We start from the raw sequence: 23,536 nt of genomic DNA on the forward strand, positions 1-23,536 counted from the left end.
GATGACAGAAAAATCCATACATAACCGTAAGGATGAACATATACATATAACACTGAATGAACAGGTACAAGGAAAAGGGATCACAACTGGTTTCGAATCTTACCGATTCGAGCATCAGGCTCTTCCTGAGATCAGCTTCCATTCCATTGATACTAGCACCATATTCCTTGGGAAACAGATCAAAGTTCCTTTCCTTATCAGCAGTATGACCGGGGGTACACCCCGTGCCCATGAGATCAACCGGAATTTAGCTAGTGCTGCTGAAGAAAAAGGTTGGGCACTTGGTCTTGGTTCCAGTCGAGTGGCACTTGAGAATAAGACAGCCGCGGCAAGCTTTCAGCTGCGGGAAGAAGCACCGACCATACCAATCTTTGCAAATTTAGGAGCTGTACAGCTGAATTATGGCTATGGGCCAGAGGAATGCAGGCAAATTGTACATTTAACTGGCGCAGATGCCATTGTATTGCATCTAAACAGCATGCAGGAGATTTTCCAGGATGAAGGAGATACGGACTTCAGCGGACTTTTGATTAAAATCGCAAAAGTGGCTGACGCATTATCTGTACCTGTCGGGATCAAGGAAGTTGGGTTTGGAATCGCTCCTGATACATGCAGCCAGCTGCTTGAAGCTGGTGTGCAATTTATCGATACAGCAGGTGCTGGCGGAACATCTTGGATTGAAGTGGAGAAATATCGTTCTCAGAATTCGATAAAGCAAAGAGCTGCGTCAGCATTTCTTGATTGGGGTCTTCCAACAGCTAGATGCGTCGAACAGCTGAGCAGATTAGCAAAAGCACCTGACTGCTTGATTGCCAGCGGAGGAATCACAAACGGCGTTGATGCAGCTAAAGCGATAGCTTTAGGCGCTGATATGGCAGGCTATGGGCGTTCCATATTACCTGAAGCTGTCGATTCAAAAGAGGCGCTGCTTGAACGATTCGAGCAGCTGGAACTGGAGCTTAAGATCAGCATGTTCGGAATCGGAGCTCAAAATATGGAGTCCCTGAAAAATACGGACAGGTTAATCAGTCGAAACGCCTGAAATATAGGTTTTTGTCATAGTACATGTTCTTTCGCCCTTTCATATGTTATAGAGAATCCAATACAGAAAGGGGAAAGAACATGCGTAAAAGACATTGCTGTCCGCCTCCGCGCCCAGTACATTGCAATACAGTACACTGCGGAACGAAGACTATTGTCGATCCTGTCATCAACAATGTACAACACACTTACTCTGAAGAGGTAATTGAGCATATACACCCAGTTCACACTACAGTGGTGAACCACCATAAAGTGAAGAATGTCCACATGTACCCGCATACGACTTCTTATGCTAACGAAAAATCAATGGAGCAGACTCATCTTAGCCCGACTCACAATAGTCCTCCAAAACCGAATCCTTGTCATGACTGTGGTCCAATGCCAATGCCGATGCCAGCACCTATGCCGATGCCGCAGCAGGTTAGCCCGCAAATGTACCAGCCGCAGCCTCAGCAGCAGCCGCAAATGGCACCAAAGCCTAAACCAACTCAGAAAAAGTGGTACTAATAGTCGTATTAGAGCTGGCGTCAGCCAGCTCTTTTATGCTTAGATAGAAACAGTGAAAAGAAGAGGAGCGTATGTCCCCGATGAAGAATTTATATGTGACTGGATACAAGCACTACGAAATGGGAATCTTTAAAATGAGTGATCCTCGTGTGCATTATATCAAGCAAACCATACGGGACAAGCTTGTCGGTCTGATAGAAGCAGGATTGGAATGGGTGATTTTGTCCGGACAAACAGGTGTAGAGCTTTGGGCAGCACAGGTTGTCCTTGATTTGAAGGAAGAGGAATATGATATCCAGCTTGCTGTCATCCCGCCATTTGATAATCAGGACGCACGCTGGGCAGAAGATCTGCAGGAAGAGTATCAGGAGCTGATCATGCTCGCTGATTTCTATCAGCCAATTTATGAAGGCGACTATAAAGGACCTTATCAATTTAAAGCGCGTGACAAATGGATGCTGTCTAAAACGGAGGCAGCACTGGTCATGTATGACGAGAACCAGACAGGCAGTGTCGATTTCTTCCTTAAAGAAGCACGCAGCTATCAAGAAGCGCATGATTATGAGCTTTATTATATAACTGCGCTGGATTTACAGGACACACTTGAACGGGAACAAATGAATGATCCTTCCTATTGGGATCAGACATGAGAAGAAAATTGACAATCTTAGATGATTTTGAAAGAATGGACTTATATACAATTGTATAAATGAGGTGACTTGTGTATGGCTTTGGCAAACATCCAACTGACACAAAAAGATATCTTTGAGAAGAATTTCAAAACAGGCATGCGTGGTTATAACCAAGATGAAGTCGATGAATATTTGGACAAGATCATTCAAGACTATGAAACATTCCAAAAAGAAATCGATCGGCTGAAAAGCGAAAATGAACGCCTGCGACAGCAGCAGGCCTCAAATGACACGGTCAGATCAACCAGATCTGCACAGCAGCCGAAAGAGCAAGTTTCTCAGCCAGCTGCTCCAGTAAGGGAGCGAGAGACACAAACGAATCATCAAGTGAATTATGACATCCTCAAACGGTTATCCAATCTGGAAAAGGCCGTTTTTGGAAAAAAATTCGCAGAGAATGATGTTTGATGCCGGGCGGCCTTGACTATTAACGTCGAACCGCGTACAATAGGTTAGCAACTTAAAAATGAATGTTTGAGTAATCGCTGCAGTGATGCAGAGGAAAGTCCATGCTCACACAGGCTGAGATGCTTGTAGTGTTCGTGCTTGGCGAATTCATAAGCCAAGGTAGCAGCAATGCTAACGGCAGGCAGAAAGCCTAAGTCTTCGGATATGGCTGACATGTCTTGAAAGTGCCACAGTGACGTAGTCAGCTTGGAAACTTGCTGAGTGGAACGAGGTAAACCCCACGAGTGAGCAACCCAAATGTTGGTAGGGGCACCCTTGATTATGGGAATTCAACCTAAAAAGGGACAAGCGCTGAGCTTGTAGATAGATGATTACTGCCGTTGTACGAGGCTGACCACCGCTCGCAGTGCATCGGTACAGAACATGGCTTACAGAACATTCATTTGGTCCACTGTATACAACAAACAGCCCTTTCTAACTGGTTTCAGGTAGAGAGGGCTTTTTAATACATAAAAGCGAGGTTTTACATGATGAAAAGGCAAGTGACCCTGATTGCCACTGCTGCGATGGGATTGGAAGCTGTCGTTGCACGTGAAGTGAAGCAGCTGGGCTATGAAGATGTGCAAGTAGACAATGGCAAAGTAATATTTCAGGCAGATCCGTCTGCCATCGCACGCTGCAATCTGTGGCTGCGGACAGCCGATCGTATCAAAGTACTTGTTGGTGAGTTCAAGGCGACTACTTTTGACGAGCTTTTCGAACAGACAAAGGCATTACCGTGGGAAACGTACATACAGGAAAATGGAGAATTCCCCGTTATCGGGAAAAGTGTCAAATCGACGTTATATAGCGTCCCGGATTGTCAGCGTATTGTAAAGAAGGCTGTCGTTGAGAGGCTGAAGCAAAAGCATGGTATTGCTTCCTGGCTGGAGGAGTCTGGCCCAAGACACCGGATCGAAGTGGCCATCTTGAAGGATACAGTCAGTTTGACATTGGACACGAGCGGTACTGGACTGCATAAGCGCGGTTATCGTGTCGGACAAGGTGAAGCGCCGATTAAAGAAACCCTTGCTGCTGCGATGGTGCTTTTGACGAACTGGCGTCCGGAATTCCCGCTGCATGACCCGTTCTGCGGCAGTGGCACGATCGCTATCGAAGCTGCGCTTATCGGTCAGAATATCGCACCTGGTTTTAACCGGGAATTCGATGCGGAAAATTGGCATTGGATAAAATCCGATCTATGGGAAAAGGCCCTTGAAGAAGCAGAGGACTTGGCCAATTATGATCAGGAACTCCAAATTTCCGGATCGGATATTGATCATAAAATGGTGGAAATCTCGAAGGCAAATGGTATCGAAGCAGGACTTGGGGAATTGGTCGACTGGAGACAGATGCAGGTGGCTGATTGGAATCCGAAGCAGGAGAATGGCTATATGATATCGAATCCGCCTTATGGGGAAAGATTGGGAGATCGTCCTGAAGTGGAAAAAGCCTATAAAGAGTTGGGATCCATCATGAAGGACCATCCTTCATGGAGCGGCTATATCTTAACAGCACATGAAGGTTTCGAGACATTCTATGGCAAGCAGGCAACGAAAAAACGCAAGCTTTTCAACGGTTTTATCAAAACCGATTATTATCAGTATTTCGGCAAGCATATCTGAAAAAGGGAGCGGATAGTATGTCAGATGCAACACAGCAATATTGGGACTTAATCAAGGAACAAAAGGCGTATGAAGAAGCAATAGCCCTCATGCATTGGGACTTGCGGACGAAAGCACCGAAAGCCGGTATGGAACACCGGGCTGAAGCGATAAGCTATTTATCACAGCAGTCGCATCGTCTATCTACATCTGACAAACTGAAAGAACTGATTGACGAACTGAAGCCGATTGCCACTGATGAGATTCTGGTTAAATCACTGGCTGAGAGTGAAAAAGAATACGATCGCAACAAGAAAATTCCGGAAGAAGAATTCAAAGCATATATCATGCTTCAATCCAAGGCCGAATCGGTATGGGGAGAGGCTAGGGAGAAAGGTGATTTCAGCTTGCTCCAGCCCTATTTGGAGGAACTGGTCACTTATAAGAAGAAATTCGCTTCCTACTGGAATGCTGATCAGCATGCTTATGACGTCCTGTTGGATATGTATGAGCCAGGCGTGACGATGGAGACACTGGACAAAGTGTTCCCGGCATTACGCAAATCTCTTACAAATCTGCTTGAACAAATCAAGCAATCAGATGTGAAACCAGACACTAGTATCCTCCATACACATTTCTCGAAGGAACAGCAAAAAGCTTTCACTATTTCTGTTCTGGAAAAAATGGGTTATGACTTCGAAGCGGGAAGACTGGATGATACAATTCACCCATTTGAAATCACACTGAACCCGAAGGATGTCCGCATCACTACTCGTTATGATGAAGAAGACTTCCGTATGGCCGTTTTTGGTACGATTCATGAAGGCGGCCACGCGCTGTACGAACAGAACATAGCAGATACATTGGCTGCGACACCTTTAGCAAGCGGAACAAGCATGGGAATCCATGAATCCCAGTCTTTATTCTGGGAAAACTTTGTCGCACGAAACGAAGCTTTCTGGAAAGGTCATTTTGAGGAGTTCAAAACGTATGCTCCAGCATCGCTGCAGGAGATCGACTTTAACACCTTCTATCAGGCGGTGAATGAAGTGAAAGCCTCATTCATCCGAATCGAGGCTGACGAATTAACTTACGCTTTGCACATCATGATCCGTTATGAGCTGGAGAAGGCATTATTCAAAGATGAGATAACAGTTAAAGATCTTCCTGAAATCTGGAATAAGAAGATGGAAGAGTATCTTGGCATTATACCCGAAAGCGATGCTCAAGGTGTGCTTCAGGATATCCACTGGTCCGGTGGGGACTTTGGTTATTTCCCATCTTATGCTTTAGGTTATATGTACGCAGCACAGTTCCATGCCAAGATGCAGGAGTCTTTGGATACGGATAAGTTAATAGAAGAAGGCGATTTTGCTCCGATCAAGCAATGGCTGACAGAGCATATCCATCAATACGGAAAAGCTAAGAAGCCATTGGAATTGCTGCAGGATGTAACTGGTGAAGGATTAAATGCAAATTATCTTGTAAGCTATTTGACTAAGAAATACAGCAAAATCTATCAATTATAAAAAAAGATGCAGACAGAGTCTGCATCTTTTTTTTAGCTTAGCTTAATGCTGATGCCATATCTGGCACTTGCAAATCAGCGTCTTTATAGATTCCTTCCAAGTCAGACTGGAAAGCATCGAATTGTTTCTTAGCAGCATCAAAGTTCGGCTCAGTTTGAGAAGCATCAATTGCTTTGCTCACTTCTTCGAAATAAGATTTTAAGGAATCAAGGGAAGCAGTAAAAGCTTCTTTCTCTTCTTCTGGAAGATTGCTTTCCAGTTTGTAGTCAGCAAGCTTTTCTGCACCTTCATCAGCTGCTTTTTTAGCAGCCTCAGCGGAAGTCTTGATAACATCCTCTGTGGAAGCTTCGTCAGCTAGAGCAGTCTGATACGCTGCGATTGGTGCATAATTAGGACTGAATTCCGCTGTAAAATCCATTTGCGTATGTAGCAGTTCTTTTTTGACATCAGTCGTTTCTGTTTTTTCCGAACCGCTGTCTGATTTACTTTGTGAATCAGCATTTGAACAACCTGTTGCAAAGATGGCTACGATAGCCGTTAACGCAAGCAAATACATAAGCTTTTTCACGCTAACATCCCCTTTCTAATTGGCTTTTTTAGTTTAATGCTAACTTTTTGAATTGTAAATACTTAGGAGAAATGTTGCGCAAGTTAGAAAAATCTAATAAATCCGATAAAACGGAATTATCATAAAATCATTGAAACCGGAAACAAGAATGCTATAATATAAGTCGGATTCTGATAAAGGGGTTTTGCACGTTGACGAAGCATAGCTTGGCCTATTTTCTTGATGATATCTGGGCAAAAGGGTTTAAACTGACAGACGAAGACGTACAATTCATCTATTTTGGCAAAAATTATGCCAATGCTCCTGATTGGAAGGTCATTTTTGCTGTACAAGTGACTTTGCGTTTTCAGCATGCCTTTGATGGCAGCTTTTATCTTAGTGTGCTGGATTTGATCGGGGACGATAAGATACATACAAAAAAACAAGCAGAAGATCTGCTTGCCAGAAAAGGATTTCAGCTTCAGTATCATTGAGTCTGACGAATCGCTTCCCGAGCAAGCTGATCTGCTGCTTTGTTTTGTTTTTCCGGTATCCATTTAATGAAGAAATAAGGGAACTGCCTGCTGAGCTTCATTATTTGTTCCAATAGCGGCTGAAACTCTTTGTTCTTGGTATATTCCTTGTCGATTGCTTGTACTGCCGCTTGGGAATCCGAGCGCAAGGAGATGATATCGTCGGGGTGATCGCTCTGACAGATTTCCAGTGCTTTAATGATGGCCCAAAACTCGGCGTGATGATTTGTCATCATACCGAGCTGGACGCTGTACGTCTTTCGTGTACCATCTTTTATGATCACAATACCTGCACCGCTTTGCCCCGGATTGCCACTAGTCGCACCATCCGTATATACCTCGATCAATATCTCAGCCTCCTAATCATTGATTTGCTTGTACATTCGTTTCGCTCCGTATAGAAACGGCGTCGAAATGATGCTTACCACGAACTTCAGCAAATAAGTCGAGATGAAGATCTCAAACCATACTGAACCTTCATATATCCCTGCGAAGGCGATTGTACAAAAGACGAGTGTATCCAGCAGCTGACTGAGCATCGTGCTGCCATTGTTTCGCACCCAAAGGAATTTATCATCTGGAAGAATCCGCTTGATGAGTGCGTACAGCCAGACATCGACATATTGGCTGATACCGAATGCAATCAGACTTCCAAGAGCTACTCTAGGCAGGAAGCCAAATATCGTACTAAGAGATGTTTGTGCAATGTCGCTTGGTGCAGGGTCGAATACAAGGACAACCTGCATGATGATTGTCATGATGATAAGGGTAGCAAAACCAAGTCCAACCGCTTTTCTTGCGATTTTTTTACCATAATTTTCATTTAGTATATCTGAAGCCAGGAAAATGGTTCCATATATGATATTACCCATTGTCGCTGTCAAACCGAACAGCTCGATCGTCTTTGTCACCTGTATATTTGCCAATACTGTAGCCATACCAACCCATACGAACAATCCAAGACGCCCGAACAGCCGATACATGATTAACAGCAGGACAAAATTTATAATAGAAAAGACAATCCAAAGTAAATCGTTATTCAATGCTGCTCCTCCTAGTGAAATTAACTTAGACAATGGAAGAGTATACGCGCTTTTCCATGCGGATGCAACTAATGGAAAGAAGTGTATACAAAAAAGCAGCAACCCACTGGATTGCCGCTTAGGATTATATTATAGTTTTTCTACGTTAGCTGCTTGAGGTCCTCTTTCTCCTTCGATTACTTCAAAGGATACTTCCTGACCTTCTTCAAGATTCTTGAAGCCTTCTTCCTGGATGGCGGAGTAATGTACAAACACATCGTTACCGTCCTCTACTTGAATGAATCCGTAACCTTTTTCAGCGTTGAACCACTTTACAATACCGTTTGGCATATTCCTTATCCTCCTAAAAGACGTTTCACAGAAAACGCATGTAATATGCAAAAAAGAAGTGCATGAATTAAAAAAGGCAGTCTGCTAGAAGGGCGGAATTACTTAGCTCTTCTGCAAGCTGCCAATGTTCTTATTCCGCTCATCTTGTTTGCTTGACACAAATATAGCTTATTTTGAAAAATGCGTCAAGTAGGGAAAAATGGTGGTTTATTGGGAAAGTAATCGCTTTCTACGCGGATTGAAAAGCTGTATCGTTCCTTCTTTCTTTTCAATTTGAGACATCTTATGTTTTTTTAGAACAACCAGCGCTCTCCGTTGCTGGGTTGATATGATTCCATTACAATATAATAAATCGTATATTGTCGGAAGGAGGCGAATGTTTGACTATTCAAGTCGGCGTAACCGGGTGGGGAGATCATGATAAGCTATATCCGGATACAAAAGCCAGGCAGCAAAAATTGAAAATATATGCAACCCATTTTGATGTTGTCGAAGTGGATTCTTCCTTTTATGCCATCCAGTCTGTCAGTAACTATACGAAATGGGCAGAAGAAACTCCTGAGCATTTTTCCTTTATTATAAAAGCACATCAGGATATGACTGGCCAAAGCCGGAAAAAAATGACGCGAGCAGAGGCAGCAACATTATTTGATCATTTCTTGGCATCGATTAAGCCCATTTTGGAAGCAGATAAGCTTGCTGCAATCCTTTTTCAGTTTCCTCCTTGGTTCCAGGTGGAAAAGACAAGTATCGATAGACTCCGTTTTATTCGCGAGCTGACAAAGGGGCTGCCGGTAGCGATTGAATTCAGGAACCAGTCTTGGTATGCAGAGGAATACAGAGACAGGACGCTCGGTTTGTTGCGAGAGTTAGGATTTATACATACAGTTTGCGATGAACCACAGGCAGGAAGCGGTTCTGTTCCTCTGGTTCCCGAAGCTACCCACGACCAGCTGACACTTGTTCGTTTTCATGGACGGAATGTGCACGGCTGGAACCAAAATGGCCGCGAAGACTGGCGAAAAGTCCGTTTTTTATATCGATACAATAACAGCGAACTGAAAGAGTGGCGGGATACTGCGTTGGAGTTGGAGCAATCCAGTTCACGGGTCATTTTACTATTCAATAATAATTCCGGCGGTGATGCCAGTGATAATGCCAAGGAAATGATGCAGCTCCTTGGTCAGCAGCTGCCGGATCCGCCTCCAGAACAGCTGAACCTATTTGACCAGGAAGGGCGATGAATGATGGAACAGAAAAATCAATTGGAAGAAATGGAGCGTTATGCATATACCATCTTCCGTAAAGACGCCACAGGGCACGATTTTTACCACATGAAACGTGTTGCTAAAATGGGCAGGAAAATTGCATTCGAAGAAGGTGCAGATCCGTTCCTGACAGAGGCGATCGGTTGGATGCATGATATTGGAGATCATAAACTATTTGATGAGCCGGCAGATGCTGTGGCAGAGGCACAAGGTTTTCTGCGCCGTATCGGATTGGAGGAAGGCGTAATTCAAGATATCTTCCAGGCGTGCCGCAATATTTCCTTCAGTAAAGGACGAACTCCTGATACATTGGAAGGCAGAATCATTCAGGATGCTGATCGTCTTGATGCAATAGGAGCTATCGGGATTGCCCGGACATTCGCGTTTGGCGGAGCCGCGAGCCGCCTTATCCACTGGCCAAATGATCCCAAGCATTCGAGTGTCCAGCATTTTTATGATAAACTGTTGAAATTGAAAGAAACACTTCATACGAAAACAGCATTGCGTATGGCTGAAACGAGACATGCTTATATGCAGGAATTCCTGGACCGATTTTTTGAGGAATGGGAAATGCCGTGTGATGATATACGATAAAGGAATGATATTTTATGACTACTTCTGAACAAGCTTATCTGGATCTATGCAGACATGTACTTGAAAATGGCACAAAGAAAGAAGATCGCACAGGCACAGGCACTGTTTCTGTTTTCGGTTACCAGATGCGCTTTGACCTGCAAAAAGGTTTCCCTTTGCTTACAACAAAAAAAGTCCCTTTCCGGCTGATCGCCAGCGAACTCCTTTGGTTCCTTAAGGGAGATACGAATATCCGCTATTTGCTGGAACACAACAATAACATTTGGAATGAGTGGGCGTTTAAGAACTGGGTGGAAAGTGAAGCATATGACGGACCGGATATGACCGATTTCGGACGTCGATCCCTGCAAGATGATGACTTCCGCACAGCATATGAAACGCAAATGGAACGATTCAAACAGCTCATTCTGTCTGATGATGCTTTCAGTGAACGTTTTGGCCATCTTGGGGACGTATATGGAAAACAGTGGCGAAACTGGAAGACAACGCAGGGAGAAAGCATCGATCAATTGCAAGACATAATTGAAACGATCAAGAAAAATCCCGATTCCAGAAGATTGATAGTTTCCGCCTGGAACCCAGAAGATGTACCATCTATGGCACTGCCGCCTTGTCACACGATGTTCCAGTTTTATGTAGCGGACAACAAGCTTTCTTGCCAGCTGTACCAGCGCAGCGGCGATATTTTCCTTGGCATTCCATTTAATATTGCCAGCTACAGTTTGCTGACACATTTGATTGCCAAGGAATGCGGATTGGATGTTGGGGATTTCATCCACACAATTGGTGATGCACATTTATATACAAACCATCTTGAGCAAGTGGAAACGCAGCTAAGCCGTACACCGAAAGCATTGCCGACATTGCATATCAAAGACGGCTTGCGTTCTGTTTTCGATGCTTCCATGGAAGACTTGGAGATCATCGGATATGAACCGCATCCTGCTATCAAAGCGCCAGTCGCCGTTTAAGGAGGGACAAGCATGATTTCATTATTGTTTGCCATGGATCAGAACCGAGGTATCGGGTATAAAAATGATCTTCCATGGAGAATTCCGCGAGATCTGAGATTCTTTAAAGAAAAAACGACCGGTCAAATAATTGTCATGGGGAGAAAGACACTTGATTCGATGAATGGTGCATTGCCGAATCGGACGAACATTGTACTTACAAGGGATAAAGCATTTAAATCAGATGGTGTTACGGTCTTGCATGATGTGAAAGAAGTAAAGGAATTAGCGGACAAGCACTCCGAAAAAGAGATTTTCGTTATCGGTGGAAGCGAGATATTTTCCCAGACATTGGAAATCGCTGATCGTATTTATATGACGTATATTGAGGAAAGTTTTCCGGCAGATACGCATTTCCCTGACTTTCCGCCGGAAGAGTGGAATGAAACATCACGTGAGAAGGGCGTCAAAGATGAACGCAATCCATACGATTATTACTTCATCCAATATGATCGGGTAAGCCGCTAAAATGCTGTATGTATTTTTGCCGCCTGTTTTTTTCTTCTTACTTATAGCACTGACAATTTATTACCCGGTGTGGAGGAAGAAAAGCGAAGTACAATCGAAAGAAGGTGAATGAATGCGTTCTTTTTATCATTACATGATGACATATCGAGGACGGAAGAAGCCTACGGATGAGAGTCGTCTTGCGGACTGGATGTTCGGGGATCATAATTTCCCAAAGCATAGCTCATCTTATGACGAAATCAGCGAATACTTGGAATGGAACAGTCCTTTCCATGGAGCGCTGCAGGTTTTTGATCGTCTTTGGCGGACTTATGAAACAACAGAATAAGTGATTATCATGCCTGTATCTTCAGATACAGGCATTTTTTTATACCATCTTCAGGTAAAAAAATGTCAAATGTCATTGAAGTTTCTGATAATTATTTATACTATGGAACTAATGCAAGGTGGTGTAAGTTTATGGAAGCTGTCGGACTTGCTTTACTAAGTATCTTATTGGCATATCTGCTTGGCTCTCTAAATGGAGCCTATTATATGATGAAAAGGAAGCATGGAATCGATATACGCACGACAGGAAGCGGGAATGCAGGGGCAACAAACGCGGGAAGAGCGATGGGGAAGAAAGGTTTCTTTTGGGTGCTTGCTTTCGATTTAGCTAAGGGAATGCTAGCCGTTATGCTTATACGCTGGAGCGGTCAGACTGAGCTTATCTCAGGTTTAAGTGTAATAGCAGCAGTGCTCGGTCATATATTCCCTATTCAGCTTCGCTTCAAAGGCGGAAAAGGAATAGCGGTATCCCTCGGGGCGCTTGTCATCTTTTCCTACCAAACAACCTTCCTGCTGCTCGCTGTGTTTTTATGTATCTATCTTTTTGTCAGGAGATTCAGCATCTCAGGATTACTTGCTTATGCCTGTACAGCCATGCTGCTTCCATTTTTACGATTGGACATGTTAACAATTGCTGTTTACGTTGTAGTGACTGTCCTTATCCTGGCAGCCCATCATACGCATCTGAAGGCTGCTTGGAGCTATTTGCTATTACGTAACGAAAGGTGACATACGATGAATTCGACACAGTTAAAGTACAAAATTGCTACAGAACCGTGGGAATACGAACAGGTGCATGCATTGAATTACCGTACCTTCACGGAGGAGATTCCTCAGCATGAAGCCAATCAAGAACGTATAAGAATCGATCGGTTCGATCAGGAAAATACATATATTATAGGGATTGATGGCCAGACGGTCGTAGCGATGATCGCAATCCGATCACTCAGACCATTTTCACTTGATGAAAAATTAGAACTGCTTGATGACTATTTGCCTCCTCACGATGCCAAATGTGAAATCAGACTGCTGGCAGTTGAAAAAGCTTATCGTGACAGCTTCGTGTTTTTCCGGCTTGCTGAAGCACTTATACAGTACTGTCTCGAAAATGGGTTTGATATGGCTGTCATTTCTGGCGTGCTGCGCCAGCAAAAACTGTACAAACATATGGGATTTGTCAGTTTCGGGCCATTGGTTGGATCAGGAGATGCACTATTCCAGCCGATGTATGTGACGGAAGAATTATTTCAGCGCAAAGCGCGGGCATTTCAGCGTGTTCTTCAGCAGCAACAGGAGCCGATTAGTTTCCTTCCAGGTCCTGTTCCAATGGCGGACCAAGTAAAAAAGGCGATGGGTGAAACAGCCTGTTCACACCGTGCACCTGCATTTCTTGATCACCTTCATCAGCTGCGGAAGCGTCTAAGCAGTTTGACTCTGGCAGAGCATGTCCAAATACTGCTGGGAACTGGAACCCTGGGAAATGACGCAGCCGCAGCTCACTTACGCACATTGGATCAGCATGGGCTTATTCTTGTTAATGGAGAGTTCGGCTCAAGGCTGACAGATCATGCGCGGCGGGCGGGTCTGCGTTTCAGCACAGTGGAAATCCCTTGGGGTGAAAGCTTTGATTATGATCATTTATTAGAAGAGGCAGAAGCTAGTAATTCCGCCTGGATATGGGCTGTCCATTTAGAAACCTCAACTGGTGTGCTGCAGGACATAAATCAACTGAAGTACATTACCAAGAAGACTGGTAGTAAGCTGGTTCTGGACTGCTGCAGTTCCCTTGGAAATGTACCACTGGATCTGCGAGATGTATTCCTGGCCACTGCTGGCAGCGGAAAGGGCGTAGCTTCCTATGCTGGTTTGGCTTTCGTATTTTATCATCACCACATAGAAATATCCGATAGCATTCCACGATATTTGGATCTGGGCCTTTATCATACATATGACAGCGCGCCGTTCACGCATTCATCCAATTTGATCAAAGCTTTGTCTGCTGCAATCGATCAATGGGAAGATGCGAAGCTGATGCAACGCGTCAGCGAATTGACTAAAAGATTGATTGAGCTCTGCAAAGAGAAGGGGTTGACGCTCTTAGCAAATGCAGCACATGCACCTGGTATTGTTACTATCGTGATGCCATCTGAGCAGCGTTCTGATATCGTCGGCCGGGAACTTGGGCGAAAAGGCTATTTGATCAGCTGTAATAGCAGTTACCTTATCGATCGCAATTGGGTGCAGATTTCGGTCATGGGACATCATAAGGAGGCGGATTTAGTGCGTGTGACAGATGCGCTTGCCGTTCTGATCGGAAAGAAGGAAACATACGCCTGATGAATTTTTTCGCTAATGCGAGAGGATTCTGCTCGGTCGGAGCCGTGTTCCTCTTATGTAAAATGTACCTTATTTGTATCATCTATTTCGATTTACCTTTGTATGAACCTTTTGATTACATCCAGCTACTCTTATCCTGTATGTCGTCAGTTGCCATTTTGTTTTTCCTGCTGTATCTATTTGCAGGAAAACTGCGTGCTGGCGCATTTCTTATTTTACATATCATTATAACTGGCATTTTATACGGAAATCTGTTGTATTATCGCTTTTATATTGACTTTGTAACGCTGCCTATTCTTTTCCAGTTCAAAAACGTCGGGGGACTCAGTCAAAGCACTGCAGAATTGATGGATCCACTGGACTTAGTACTTTTTGCCGATGCACTAATTCTTCTTTTATGGTGGATCTTCAAACGTCCCCATACTATACCTTTAAAATGGAAACAAAAAGGTAGTTTCGCGGTATGCACTGCTTTATTGATTGGTATTAATGTTAGCTCTTCCTATATCGGCGGAGGAGATCAGCATGATGGAAGTTATAACCGGTCAGCAATGGTGAGTACACTAGGACCAGTCTATTATCATGGCTATGATATTTACCAAACTGCACGCGCAGAGCTCAGCAGTACGTTTGCGACAAAACAGGATTATAACAAGGCAGCAGCGTACTTGGATGCTGCTGACACAGATATTACATCAGAATATTTTGGTGTCGCAAAAGGGAAGAACATTATCCTGGTCAACTTGGAATCCACCCAGCAATTTGTCATCGGCAGAAAAGTGAAAGGTGAGGAAATCACGCCTTTCTTAAACAGCTTAATGAAGGAAAGCTTTTATTTTGATCAAATTTATCACCAGACTGCGCAAGGAAAGACTTCGGATGCTGAATTTATGTTCGATCAGTCTTTTTATCCGTTGGCAAGCGGTTCTGTCTATGTCAGACGGCCGGAGAATGAGTTTATCGCGATGCCGGAAATCCTAGCAAAATCCGGATATCACAGCGCTTCATTCCATGGTAATGTCGGCAGTTTCTGGAATCGGGAAGAAGCATATGATGCTTTTGGCTACGATGATTTCTTCTCGAAGGATTATTATCAAGTATCTGAAGAAAACTCTATTAATTACGGTATAAAGGATGAGGCCTTCCTCGAGCAATCCATGCCTTACCTTGAAGAATTGCAGCAGCCGTTCTACAGCAAATTCCTGCTGCTAACGAACCATTTTCCTTTTCTGTTGGATGAGGAGGACATATTATTAGATGAAGCAGACACCGGACTCGATGTCGTGGACCGTTACTTCCAGACTGTTCGGTATGAGGATGAAGCGCTCAAAGAATTTTTCGGGGAACTGAAACAATCTGGCTTGTATGAGGATTCCATCATTGTGCTCGTTGGTGACCACTATGGGATATCGGAGAACTATTATGATGGCATAGCATCCTATTTGGATGAGAATCTATCTACACTGGAAGAACTCGACCTGCAGCGCGTACCGCTTATCATCCACGTACCCGGACAGGAGGGAAAAACCTTCCATAGTCCTGGGGGACAGATTGATATCCAGCCAACCATCTTGCATCTGCTAGGTGTGGATACGGCTGATTATCCGAATTTCGGCCAAGATCTGCTAGCAGCTGATCGAGATCCATTTGTTGTTTTCCGAGATGGCGATTTTGTTTCTGATAAGGTTATTTACACAAAACAGCTTTGCTATGATAAGACTTCAGCAGAACAGATCAAAATGGAAAAATGCTCTCCATATTTCGATAAACGCAATGAAGATTTATATTACTCAGATGCTATCCTGAATGGCGATCTACTTCGTTTCGCTGATTGATGAAATCCGGTTCCTGTTTGAGGAACTGGATTTTTTGTTCCATTATGCCCATTCCCGGCATCACAGATTCATATTTACATAATCCTTCCATCATGGTATTGTGTAAAAGGTCAATTCATACTTAGTTGATTGGATTTATATAATTTAATAGGAGGATGATTTGTTTGGACTTATTCACTTTTGTGAACATTATTATTCTTATAGCCTTAATCGGCATACTGTTCTACATGCAAAAAAAGCATATCTCCTTTTCCAAACGGGTACTGACCGGATTGGGTCTCGGTATTGTGTACGGAGTTGTGCTGCAGTTAGTTTATGACCCGGCTTCTGAAACTATCGTTATGACCAATGATTGGTTTGGATTGGTCGGAAGCGGTTATGTGAAGCTATTGCAGATGATCGTAATGCCGCTCGTATTCATCTCGATTGTAGCTGCTTTCACGAGACTGGAAAAGTCATCCAATTTAGGGAAGATAAGCGGACTTGTTATTGGAACGCTTATGGTGACAACAGCAATTGCCGCTGCAATCGGAATTGCAGCCGCTGCAGGTTTCGACCTAAGAGCAATTGATGTAACAGCTGGTGAGGCAGAAATTACACGCGGTGAAGATTTGGAAACAAGCCTGACTGAAGTGCAAAGCACCACAGTGCCGCAAAAAATATTGGAATTCCTCCCAGCTAATCCATTCTTGGATTTGACAGGCGCAAGAGCTACTTCCACGATTGCAGTTGTTATTTTTGCCGCATTTGTCGGAGTAGCTTACCTGGGAATAAAGAGAAAAACTCCCGAGCATGCTGCTTTCTTCCAAAAAATGATTGAAGCACTGCATAGTCTTGTCATGCGTATTGTTACATTGGTATTGCGTTTAACACCATATGGCATACTTGCTTTGATGGCAAAGACAGTCGCAGGCAGTGACTTTAATGCAATCGCAACATTGGGTAAGTTCGTTATCGCTTCTTATGTCGCGCTGATTGCTATGTTCGTGGTTCATCTGATTGTGCTGGCTGTTCTGGGACTTAGTCCAAAGCAGTATCTGAAAAAGGTATTCCCGGTATTGGCTTTTGCCTTCACTTCCCGTACAAGTGCCGGTACGCTGCCGCTGAATGTAGAGGCACAGCGAAATAAACTTGGTGTACCGGAGTCCATTGCCAATTTCTCCGCATCATTTGGTATCACAATCGGCCAAAATGGCTGTGCTGGAATTTACCCGGCTATGCTCGCGGTTATGATTGCACCTTCTCAAGGTATCAATCCATTATCACCATCGTTCATCGCAACCTTGATACTAGTTGTTATGATCAGTTCATTTGGTGTAGCAGGAGTGGGCGGAGGAGCAACATTCGCTTCTTTGATTGTTCTTTCCACAATGAACCTTCCAGTGGCTTTAGCAGGTGTATTGATATCGGTTGAACCGTTGATTGATATGGGTCGTACAGCGCTCAATGTCAGCGGATCGATGGTATCAGGACTTGTTACCAGCCGGACACTTGGCGAATTGGATACAAAAAAATATGCTTCTAATGAAGCAACACCAGTGGAAAACATCGCACGTTAAATTTCTCCGCTGCACACAAAAAAAGCCACTTCCAACTGGAAGCGGCTTTTTTTTAGTGTAATGTGATATCTATAATATGGTCGAATGGAATGCGGAGGGGATATAGCCGGTCCGCTGTGTCCAGAAGCAAATAATGCTCAGACTGCTTCAGACCTGTAATGATGCCTGTCGCTTTTTCCACATCGCGCCCTTTGCTGTACATCATACTGGCTTTCGTTTTGCCTACCTGGATATCGCGCACCTTCTGCTCCAATTCTTCCAGCTGCTGCTCATCCATGATTGGCGGCTTTGCTTTTCCAATCTCCCGTCCCATCTGCTGCAGCATCTCCACATGCTCAGGCAGCATTAAAGATGTCCATTTTATTTTTCCCCGATCATTCACCATGCCTCAATTCCTCCTGTTAAGAGTATAATAGAACATATGTTCTTTCGCAAGTGACAAAGAACATATGTTCGTATATAATGAATATATGAAATTATACAGAAAGCGGGGATCTTAATGGAAAGAGCCGCATTGGCGAAATTCATAGAACAGCAGGTTACGATGATTTATATGGCAAAGGACGGTTCATTGACAAAGCGCCAAGTAAAGATCGAACGGATCAATGATACATCTGTAACCGGCTATTGTTTTTTGCGCAAACAGCTGCGTACCTTCCGAACGGATCGGATACTTGCCATCCAGCCAAAGCGAAACACATGGCGCATGTCCTCATGATTCCTGTCATTCACCTGCTGTCTCCATCCTGAATAAGGTACTAGGGATAAACCCAGGTAAAGGAGAACATGTGATGACGATCTTGTTTGAAAGCCATAGTACTGACAATCACCTCAATTCTTCTTGGCAGCAAGAAGCACTACGCGCCTTCCATAGTAAATTATCCGATCAGCAATCCCAGTTCCCCTGCATACCGGCCACGGTTGGCCATAAGCTTGGTCAATTCCGTTACGGTTTCGCTGCTGATCCGACGACAGATAATGCAGCTAAGCAGCTGGCAGATCTTCTGCACACATACGGACAGCAATCAAAGGGATTTGGTTCTTATACTTCCCTCATTATTTTCTTTGATACAACGAAGCAGCAAGAGCTGCAATTAGCTGTACCTGCTTATTTCGATATTTTTTGGAATCTGCTCAGCAAGGCGACAGTTCACGATTCACATAACTGGCCGATACACATTCCAAATGATCCGGCGGATACATTATGGGAATATTGTTTCGGGGGTGAGCAGTATTTCATGTATTGTGCCACCCCGGCCCATTCCAATAAAAAAAGCCGGAATTTCCCTTGTATGATGCTGGCCATAACACCTAGAAGGGTGCTGGAGACATTCGAATCAAAGCCAAAAGCTGCAGCTGGTATCAAGCAGAAAATACGGGAACGGATCCTCAAATACGATTCAAATGATATTCATCCTGATTTAAATGCATATGGGAATAAGGATAATTTTGAATGGAAGCAGTACTTTCTCCACGATGACAATAGCTCGCCTTCCAAATGCCCTTTTCATAGAAGAAAGTAAGACTAGCAGTTTCCTGGCGGTTCTTCCCATACCACCCTTTTCTAAATCATGCTAGAATAATAGCAGGAGGAATTCGTATGAAACTATTGCATACCGCTGATTGGCATCTTGGTAAGATTGTCAACAGCGTACATATGACAGAAGATCAAGCTCTTATCCTGGAGCAGATCAAAACGATAATCGATAGAGAACAGCCTGATGCGGTCATCGTAGCAGGCGATTTATATGATCGGGCCATTCCGCCCCGCGACGCAGTGGAACTGCTGAACAATACATGGAACTGGCTTATCGGCGATAAAGAAATACCGGTATTGTCCATTAGCGGCAATCATGACAGCCCGGATCGTCTCGACTTCGGCAGCCAGCTTTTCAAAGCAAGTAAGCTGTACATCGAAACGAAGCTTCGGCCTGGAATGACCCCAGTAACACTGGAAGATCAACATGGTCCTGTGCATTTCCACCTTATTCCATATACAGAGCCAGCTGATGTGCGGGCATTTTTTGGGGATGACAGCATCACAACCCACCAACGGGCAATGGAGCAGATCGTTACTTATATTACCGACACGTATGATATGTCAGAACGCCATGTTTTTGTTGGACATGCCTTCCTGGCGGGCGGTATGGAATCAGATTCTGAAGAACGGCTCTCTATGATCGGCGGAAGTCCGTATGTAGATGCTTCTCTATTTCAGCCATTTACGTATGCAGCGTTTGGGCATTTGCATCAGGCACAGCGAATCGGAAGTGATCATATACGCTACAGCGGTTCACCGCTCAAGTATTCCTTTTCGGAAGCAAACCACAAGAAATCGGTGACGATGGTGGAGATTGATGCTGATGGATTCCAATCTTTTGAGAAGATTGATCTTGTGCCAAAACGGGATATGCGCATTATGGAAGGATTTTTTGATGAATTGATGGAAGGAACTGCAGGAAATCAAGACGATTATTTGCATATCCGCCTATTAGATGACGGACAGCTGCTGGATCCTATGGGAAAACTCCGCAAGCTTTATCCAAATATCCTTCGATTAGAACGCAAGGCCAAGGTCGGAGCCAGCTCCATGTCTGACATCAAGCAAATCAAGGAAAAACAGCGCATGTCGCATATGCAGCTCTTTGCTGCCTTTTATGAGGAGATGAAAGGTGAAGCCATACCGGAACACCGTCAGTCTCATATGGAAGCGATCATCCAGCGTCTGGTCGAGCAAGAGAGGAGAAGCTGATATGCGTGCCATTACATTGATCATGACCGCTTTCGGTCCATATCATAAACCGCAGACGATAGATTTCCGGGAACTTGGAGCAGAATCCATCTTCTTGATCACAGGTCCGACTGGTGCAGGAAAGACGACAATTTTTGATGCGATTTGTTACAGCTTGTATGGACGAGCCAGCGGAAGTGATCGCGACCAAGATTCCCTTCGCAGTCATTTCGCATCACCAGGAGAAACGACAGAGGTTCGCTACCGTTTTGCTCTTCGCGGTACGGAATATGAGGTCATACGTTATCCGAAACAGCAGAAAAAGAAAGAGCGCGGGGACGGCTTTACGGATGACCCGGCAAGAGCAGAATTCTATGAGTGGAAAAACGGAGAACAAGTACTTATCACCTCCAGGATCAAGGAAGTCAACGAGGTGATCGAAGAGAAGATTGGTCTGGATTATGAACAATTTCGTAAAATGATCATGATTCCTCAAGGAGAGTTCCGAAAGCTCATCTCTGAGAACAGCAAAGAGAGGGAAGAAATTCTCCAGCGCATTTTCCGTACCTACTTTTATGAACGAATGACAGAAGCGCTGAAGGATGAAGCCAAACAGCTGAAGGAAAGTTTGCAGCAGACAGAATGGAAAGAGCAGCAGCAGATCAGCAAGATAGAATGGCGGACACAGGAACCTGCCGAGACAGATAGTGTACCCGAGACGATGAAAAAGCTGCAAATGGAGCTTGAGTCTATCACAGCTGCTGTCTCTCAGGGCGAGCAGGAACTTGAAAAGCATAAAAATAATTGGCAGAAACGCCAGCAGGAATATTATGAAGCAAAGCAGCTTCTAGATACATTCCAGCAGTTGGAGCAAGCGCTGGTTCAAAAAGAACAGCTCGAGCAAAAGCTTCCTGCTATCCAACAAAAAAAACAGCGCCTTCAAGAAATGGAGCGAGCAAATCGGCTAGTGCCATATGAGCAGCAGCTAGCAACTCGTAAACAGGAGTGGCAGCGACAGGTTAAGGCACAGCAAGAGACGAAAGAAAGAAAAGATCTATTAGAACAGCAGTACAGCACTATCTCCTCTTCTTACACAAAAGCAAAAGAGCTGGAACCGCAGCGGAAAAGCCGGCAGGAACAGCTGCAGCTGCAAAAGCAGCAGCTCGAGCAGTGGAAGGAGTATGAGAAGCGCAAACTGGAATTGACACGCATTCAGAAGTCGCTTGAAGACAAGCACCAGCGTTTGAACCAGTTAAAAGAAACATACACAAATAAAAAGAACCAGCAGACTGTACTTGAACAAGATTTAAGCCAGGAAGCTGCATTGATTCAAGCATTCTATGAGGATCAGGGGATAGTAGAGAAGCTTGAACGGCAACTTGAGGAAGCAGCTCGGCTGAAAGATGCTTTTCGTCAGTTGCAGGAAATGCGCACCATCTATCAGCAAACAAAGCAGCAGCTGCAGGAAAAAGAAAACCATGTGCAGCAGCTGCGGCGTGAGATTACGGAGATGGAAGAAGCGCAAGCGGCTCATCACGCCGCACATCTTGCGGGACAGCTTGCCTCTGGTGAACCTTGTCCTGTATGTGGATCCCTTGAGCATCCCTCACCTGCTCAAACAACAACGCACATCCAATCATTTGAGATGCTGAAACAAAAGAGAACGATGCTTGAAAATGCCCAGCGTGCATATGATGAAGTACAGAAAAAATATGTAGAAGCAAAATCGAGTGGGCAGGCCATCCGACAGGTAACGGATGAGTTATACCGGAATATTACCGGGGAGGCTTCATACGATCAGACAAAACTGGATGCGCTGAAACATGATTTACAAACGAATAAAGACAAAACAACTGCTTCCCTGCGCGCTAAGCAGGAAGAGCGCAAGCAGCTGGAACAGAAGAGACGGACACTGGAGCAACTTAAACAAACGCTTGAACAAGAGCAAAAGGCAGCAGAAGAGCTTCAAAACGAGCTGCGTACACTAGAAGAAACGTACACTCGAGCTGAGGCAGAAATAAGCTACCAACGCAAACAGCTGCCCGAAGTGCTTCTGGATCATTCCGAATGGGAACAGCAAATCAAGCAAGAAGAAGCTGCAATTGAAGCTGCCGTCAACGAATGGGAAACACTGCAGCACCAGTTCGAAGAAATCACCAAGAGCAGACAGCAAATAGCGGCAGCTCTTGAATCAACAGAAAAATTCACAGCGGATTTGGAGCAAACATACTTCCAGGAGGAAAAAGCGTTTCTCGCTAAGCTAGCAGAAGCAGGATTCCCTGATACAGATGCTTTTAGACAAGCAAGCGGTTCTGAGCTGGAAATAAGGAAGCTGCAAGAAGAATTGGAACATTACGAACAGCAGCGCCGCAGTGTTTCTGAACAGGTCGAGTCTTTGCGCAAACAAACTGATCAGAAAAAGAAACCTGATTTAATTGTGTTCGAGCAAGCGGTGACAGAAGCAGAGCAAATCTTTGAAGCGAAGAATAGCAATTTGAATATGGCAAGAAGCTATGCTTCTTATCATGAAGATATTATGACTTCCCTGGTACGGCTCCAGGAAGAAGCGGCTGATCAAAAAACGCAATACTATGATATTGGTGAGTTAGCCAATTTGGCAAAAGGAGATAATAGTCTGCGTCTTTCCTTTGAACGCTATGTGCTGACTAGCTTCTTAGATGAAATCATACTTCAGGCGAATATTCGATTAGAAGAAATGACGGATCATCGCTATCAGCTCAAACGAAGCGGACAAATTGCTAAACGCGGAGCTCAAAGCGGATTGGATCTAGAAGTGATCGACCATCATACCGGGCAGGAGCGTCCAGTCAAGACGTTATCCGGCGGTGAAGGCTTTAAAGCAGCATTATCACTTGCTCTCGGTATGTCCGACGTCGTTCAAGCGCATGCAGGCGGGGTCGAACTTGAAACCTTATTCATCGATGAAGGATTCGGAACACTGGATGAAGTGTCACTCGAGCAGGCAATCGACAGTCTGAAAGGTTTGCAGGCGAGCAATCGGGTACTTGGGATTATTTCACACGTACCACAGCTGAAAGAAGAGATTCATACGAAACTACAGATTGATGCGTCACCGACAGGGTCATCTGCAAAATTCGTTTTCCAATAAGGAG

At 44.4% G+C, this 23,536-nt stretch carries 25 protein-coding genes and 1 other RNA gene; 21 read left to right on the forward strand and 5 right to left on the reverse strand.

Features of this window, described 5'->3' with window-relative positions; all coding sequences use genetic code 11:
• Position 1: 1 nt before the first annotated feature.
• The 7 genes from fni (at position 2) to SFC25_RS03280 (ending at position 5,820) form a co-directional block, all read left to right on the forward strand.
• Positions 2-1,042: a type 2 isopentenyl-diphosphate Delta-isomerase gene (fni, locus tag SFC25_RS03250; RefSeq protein ID WP_411213912.1), complete on the forward strand. Its 1,041-nt coding sequence runs from the start codon at positions 2-4 to the stop codon at positions 1,040-1,042.
• An 80-nt stretch (positions 1,043-1,122) separates the two neighbouring features.
• Positions 1,123-1,548 (forward strand): CotD family spore coat protein, encoded by a 426-nt coding sequence (locus tag SFC25_RS03255; RefSeq protein ID WP_411213913.1) that lies wholly within the window; start codon positions 1,123-1,125, stop codon positions 1,546-1,548.
• Positions 1,549-1,628: 80 nt separating this feature from the next.
• The gene (locus SFC25_RS03260) at positions 1,629-2,198 is read left to right on the forward strand and encodes an SLOG family protein (protein ID WP_411213914.1); all 570 of its coding nucleotides are present in this window, start codon (positions 1,629-1,631) and stop codon (positions 2,196-2,198) included.
• 75 nt (positions 2,199-2,273) lie between these two features.
• Positions 2,274-2,648 (forward strand): cell division regulator GpsB, encoded by a 375-nt coding sequence (gene gpsB, locus SFC25_RS03265; protein ID WP_411213915.1) that lies wholly within the window; start codon positions 2,274-2,276, stop codon positions 2,646-2,648.
• Between the two features lie 62 nt (positions 2,649-2,710).
• An RNA gene (gene rnpB, locus SFC25_RS03270) (RNase P RNA component class B) lies at positions 2,711-3,084 on the forward strand.
• A 94-nt stretch (positions 3,085-3,178) separates the two neighbouring features.
• On the forward strand, positions 3,179-4,312 hold the full coding sequence (locus SFC25_RS03275) for a THUMP domain-containing class I SAM-dependent RNA methyltransferase (RefSeq protein ID WP_411214201.1): 1,134 nt from the start codon (positions 3,179-3,181) through the stop codon (positions 4,310-4,312).
• A 17-nt stretch (positions 4,313-4,329) separates the two neighbouring features.
• Positions 4,330-5,820, forward strand: coding sequence for a carboxypeptidase M32 (locus SFC25_RS03280; RefSeq protein WP_411213916.1), 1,491 nt, complete (start codon positions 4,330-4,332; stop codon positions 5,818-5,820).
• A 37-nt stretch (positions 5,821-5,857) separates the two neighbouring features.
• Here the strand turns inward: SFC25_RS03280 and SFC25_RS03285 are convergent, their stop codons facing one another.
• Positions 5,858-6,388 (reverse strand): hypothetical protein, encoded by a 531-nt coding sequence (locus SFC25_RS03285; protein WP_411213917.1) that lies wholly within the window; start codon positions 6,386-6,388, stop codon positions 5,858-5,860.
• 191 nt (positions 6,389-6,579) lie between these two features.
• Here SFC25_RS03285 and SFC25_RS03290 point away from each other — a divergent pair, with 191 nt between their 5' ends.
• On the forward strand, positions 6,580-6,861 hold the full coding sequence (locus SFC25_RS03290; RefSeq protein ID WP_411213918.1) for a DUF6123 family protein: 282 nt from the start codon (positions 6,580-6,582) through the stop codon (positions 6,859-6,861).
• Here the strand turns inward: SFC25_RS03290 and SFC25_RS03295 are convergent.
• From SFC25_RS03295 to SFC25_RS03305, 3 genes are all read right to left on the reverse strand, one after another.
• Positions 6,855-7,247, reverse strand: coding sequence for a ribonuclease HI family protein (locus tag SFC25_RS03295; protein WP_411213919.1), 393 nt, complete (start codon positions 7,245-7,247; stop codon positions 6,855-6,857). The two genes, SFC25_RS03290 and SFC25_RS03295, sit on opposite strands and share 7 nt — an antisense overlap.
• A 12-nt stretch (positions 7,248-7,259) precedes the next feature.
• Entirely contained in the window at positions 7,260-7,943 is a 684-nt protein-coding gene (locus SFC25_RS03300) for a queuosine precursor transporter (protein WP_411213920.1), read from the reverse strand.
• A gap of 129 nt (positions 7,944-8,072) precedes the next feature.
• The gene (locus SFC25_RS03305; protein WP_095217872.1) at positions 8,073-8,273 is read right to left on the reverse strand and encodes a cold-shock protein; all 201 of its coding nucleotides are present in this window, start codon (positions 8,271-8,273) and stop codon (positions 8,073-8,075) included.
• A 380-nt stretch (positions 8,274-8,653) separates the two neighbouring features.
• Here SFC25_RS03305 and SFC25_RS03310 point away from each other — a divergent pair, with 380 nt between their 5' ends.
• The 9 genes from SFC25_RS03310 to SFC25_RS03350 all read left to right on the forward strand — a co-directional run bounded on the left by SFC25_RS03310 (position 8,654) and on the right by SFC25_RS03350 (position 17,671).
• Positions 8,654-9,517 (forward strand): DUF72 domain-containing protein, encoded by an 864-nt coding sequence (locus SFC25_RS03310; protein ID WP_411213921.1) that lies wholly within the window; start codon positions 8,654-8,656, stop codon positions 9,515-9,517.
• Complete coding sequence (locus tag SFC25_RS03315; RefSeq protein ID WP_411213922.1) at positions 9,518-10,135, forward strand: HD domain-containing protein; 618 nt, start codon at positions 9,518-9,520, stop codon at positions 10,133-10,135.
• A gap of 14 nt (positions 10,136-10,149) precedes the next feature.
• Positions 10,150-11,106: a thymidylate synthase gene (locus tag SFC25_RS03320; RefSeq protein ID WP_411213923.1), complete on the forward strand. Its 957-nt coding sequence runs from the start codon at positions 10,150-10,152 to the stop codon at positions 11,104-11,106.
• A 12-nt stretch (positions 11,107-11,118) separates the two neighbouring features.
• Positions 11,119-11,613 carry a dihydrofolate reductase gene (locus tag SFC25_RS03325; RefSeq protein WP_411213924.1) on the forward strand — a complete coding sequence of 165 codons (495 nt, stop codon included), beginning with the start codon at positions 11,119-11,121 and terminating at the stop codon, positions 11,611-11,613.
• 112 nt (positions 11,614-11,725) lie between these two features.
• Positions 11,726-11,941 carry a YozE family protein gene (locus SFC25_RS03330; protein WP_411213925.1) on the forward strand — a complete coding sequence of 72 codons (216 nt, stop codon included), beginning with the start codon at positions 11,726-11,728 and terminating at the stop codon, positions 11,939-11,941.
• 131 nt (positions 11,942-12,072) lie between these two features.
• Positions 12,073-12,669: a glycerol-3-phosphate 1-O-acyltransferase PlsY gene (plsY, locus tag SFC25_RS03335; RefSeq protein WP_411213926.1), complete on the forward strand. Its 597-nt coding sequence runs from the start codon at positions 12,073-12,075 to the stop codon at positions 12,667-12,669.
• A gap of 6 nt (positions 12,670-12,675) precedes the next feature.
• On the forward strand, positions 12,676-14,277 hold the full coding sequence (locus tag SFC25_RS03340; RefSeq protein WP_411213927.1) for a GNAT family N-acetyltransferase: 1,602 nt from the start codon (positions 12,676-12,678) through the stop codon (positions 14,275-14,277).
• Positions 14,277-16,112 carry an LTA synthase family protein gene (locus tag SFC25_RS03345; RefSeq protein WP_411213928.1) on the forward strand — a complete coding sequence of 612 codons (1,836 nt, stop codon included), beginning with the start codon at positions 14,277-14,279 and terminating at the stop codon, positions 16,110-16,112. The genes SFC25_RS03340 and SFC25_RS03345 overlap by 1 nt, the downstream gene beginning before the upstream one ends.
• A gap of 164 nt (positions 16,113-16,276) precedes the next feature.
• Positions 16,277-17,671: an L-cystine transporter gene (locus SFC25_RS03350; RefSeq protein WP_411213929.1), complete on the forward strand. Its 1,395-nt coding sequence runs from the start codon at positions 16,277-16,279 to the stop codon at positions 17,669-17,671.
• A gap of 52 nt (positions 17,672-17,723) precedes the next feature.
• On the opposite strand, the gene SFC25_RS03355 is transcribed toward SFC25_RS03350, so the two are convergent.
• Positions 17,724-18,056 (reverse strand): YolD-like family protein, encoded by a 333-nt coding sequence (locus SFC25_RS03355; RefSeq protein ID WP_411213930.1) that lies wholly within the window; start codon positions 18,054-18,056, stop codon positions 17,724-17,726.
• Positions 18,057-18,170: 114 nt separating this feature from the next.
• Here SFC25_RS03355 and SFC25_RS03360 point away from each other — a divergent pair, with 114 nt between their 5' ends.
• The 4 genes from SFC25_RS03360 (at position 18,171) to SFC25_RS03375 (ending at position 23,532) form a co-directional block, all read left to right on the forward strand.
• Positions 18,171-18,389: a WYL domain-containing protein gene (locus tag SFC25_RS03360; RefSeq protein WP_411213931.1), complete on the forward strand. Its 219-nt coding sequence runs from the start codon at positions 18,171-18,173 to the stop codon at positions 18,387-18,389.
• 73 nt (positions 18,390-18,462) lie between these two features.
• Positions 18,463-19,194, forward strand: a complete 732-nt coding sequence (locus tag SFC25_RS03365) for a YqcI/YcgG family protein (RefSeq protein ID WP_411213932.1) — start codon at positions 18,463-18,465, stop codon at positions 19,192-19,194.
• Between the two features lie 77 nt (positions 19,195-19,271).
• Complete coding sequence (locus SFC25_RS03370; protein WP_411213933.1) at positions 19,272-20,423, forward strand: exonuclease SbcCD subunit D; 1,152 nt, start codon at positions 19,272-19,274, stop codon at positions 20,421-20,423.
• Between the two features lies 1 nt (position 20,424).
• On the forward strand, positions 20,425-23,532 hold the full coding sequence (locus tag SFC25_RS03375) for an AAA family ATPase (RefSeq protein ID WP_411213934.1): 3,108 nt from the start codon (positions 20,425-20,427) through the stop codon (positions 23,530-23,532).
• Positions 23,533-23,536 lie beyond the last annotated feature (4 nt).

It is taken from the genome of Terribacillus saccharophilus (genome assembly GCF_046592595.1).
Lineage (GTDB): Bacteria > Bacillota > Bacilli > Bacillales > Amphibacillaceae > Terribacillus > Terribacillus saccharophilus_C.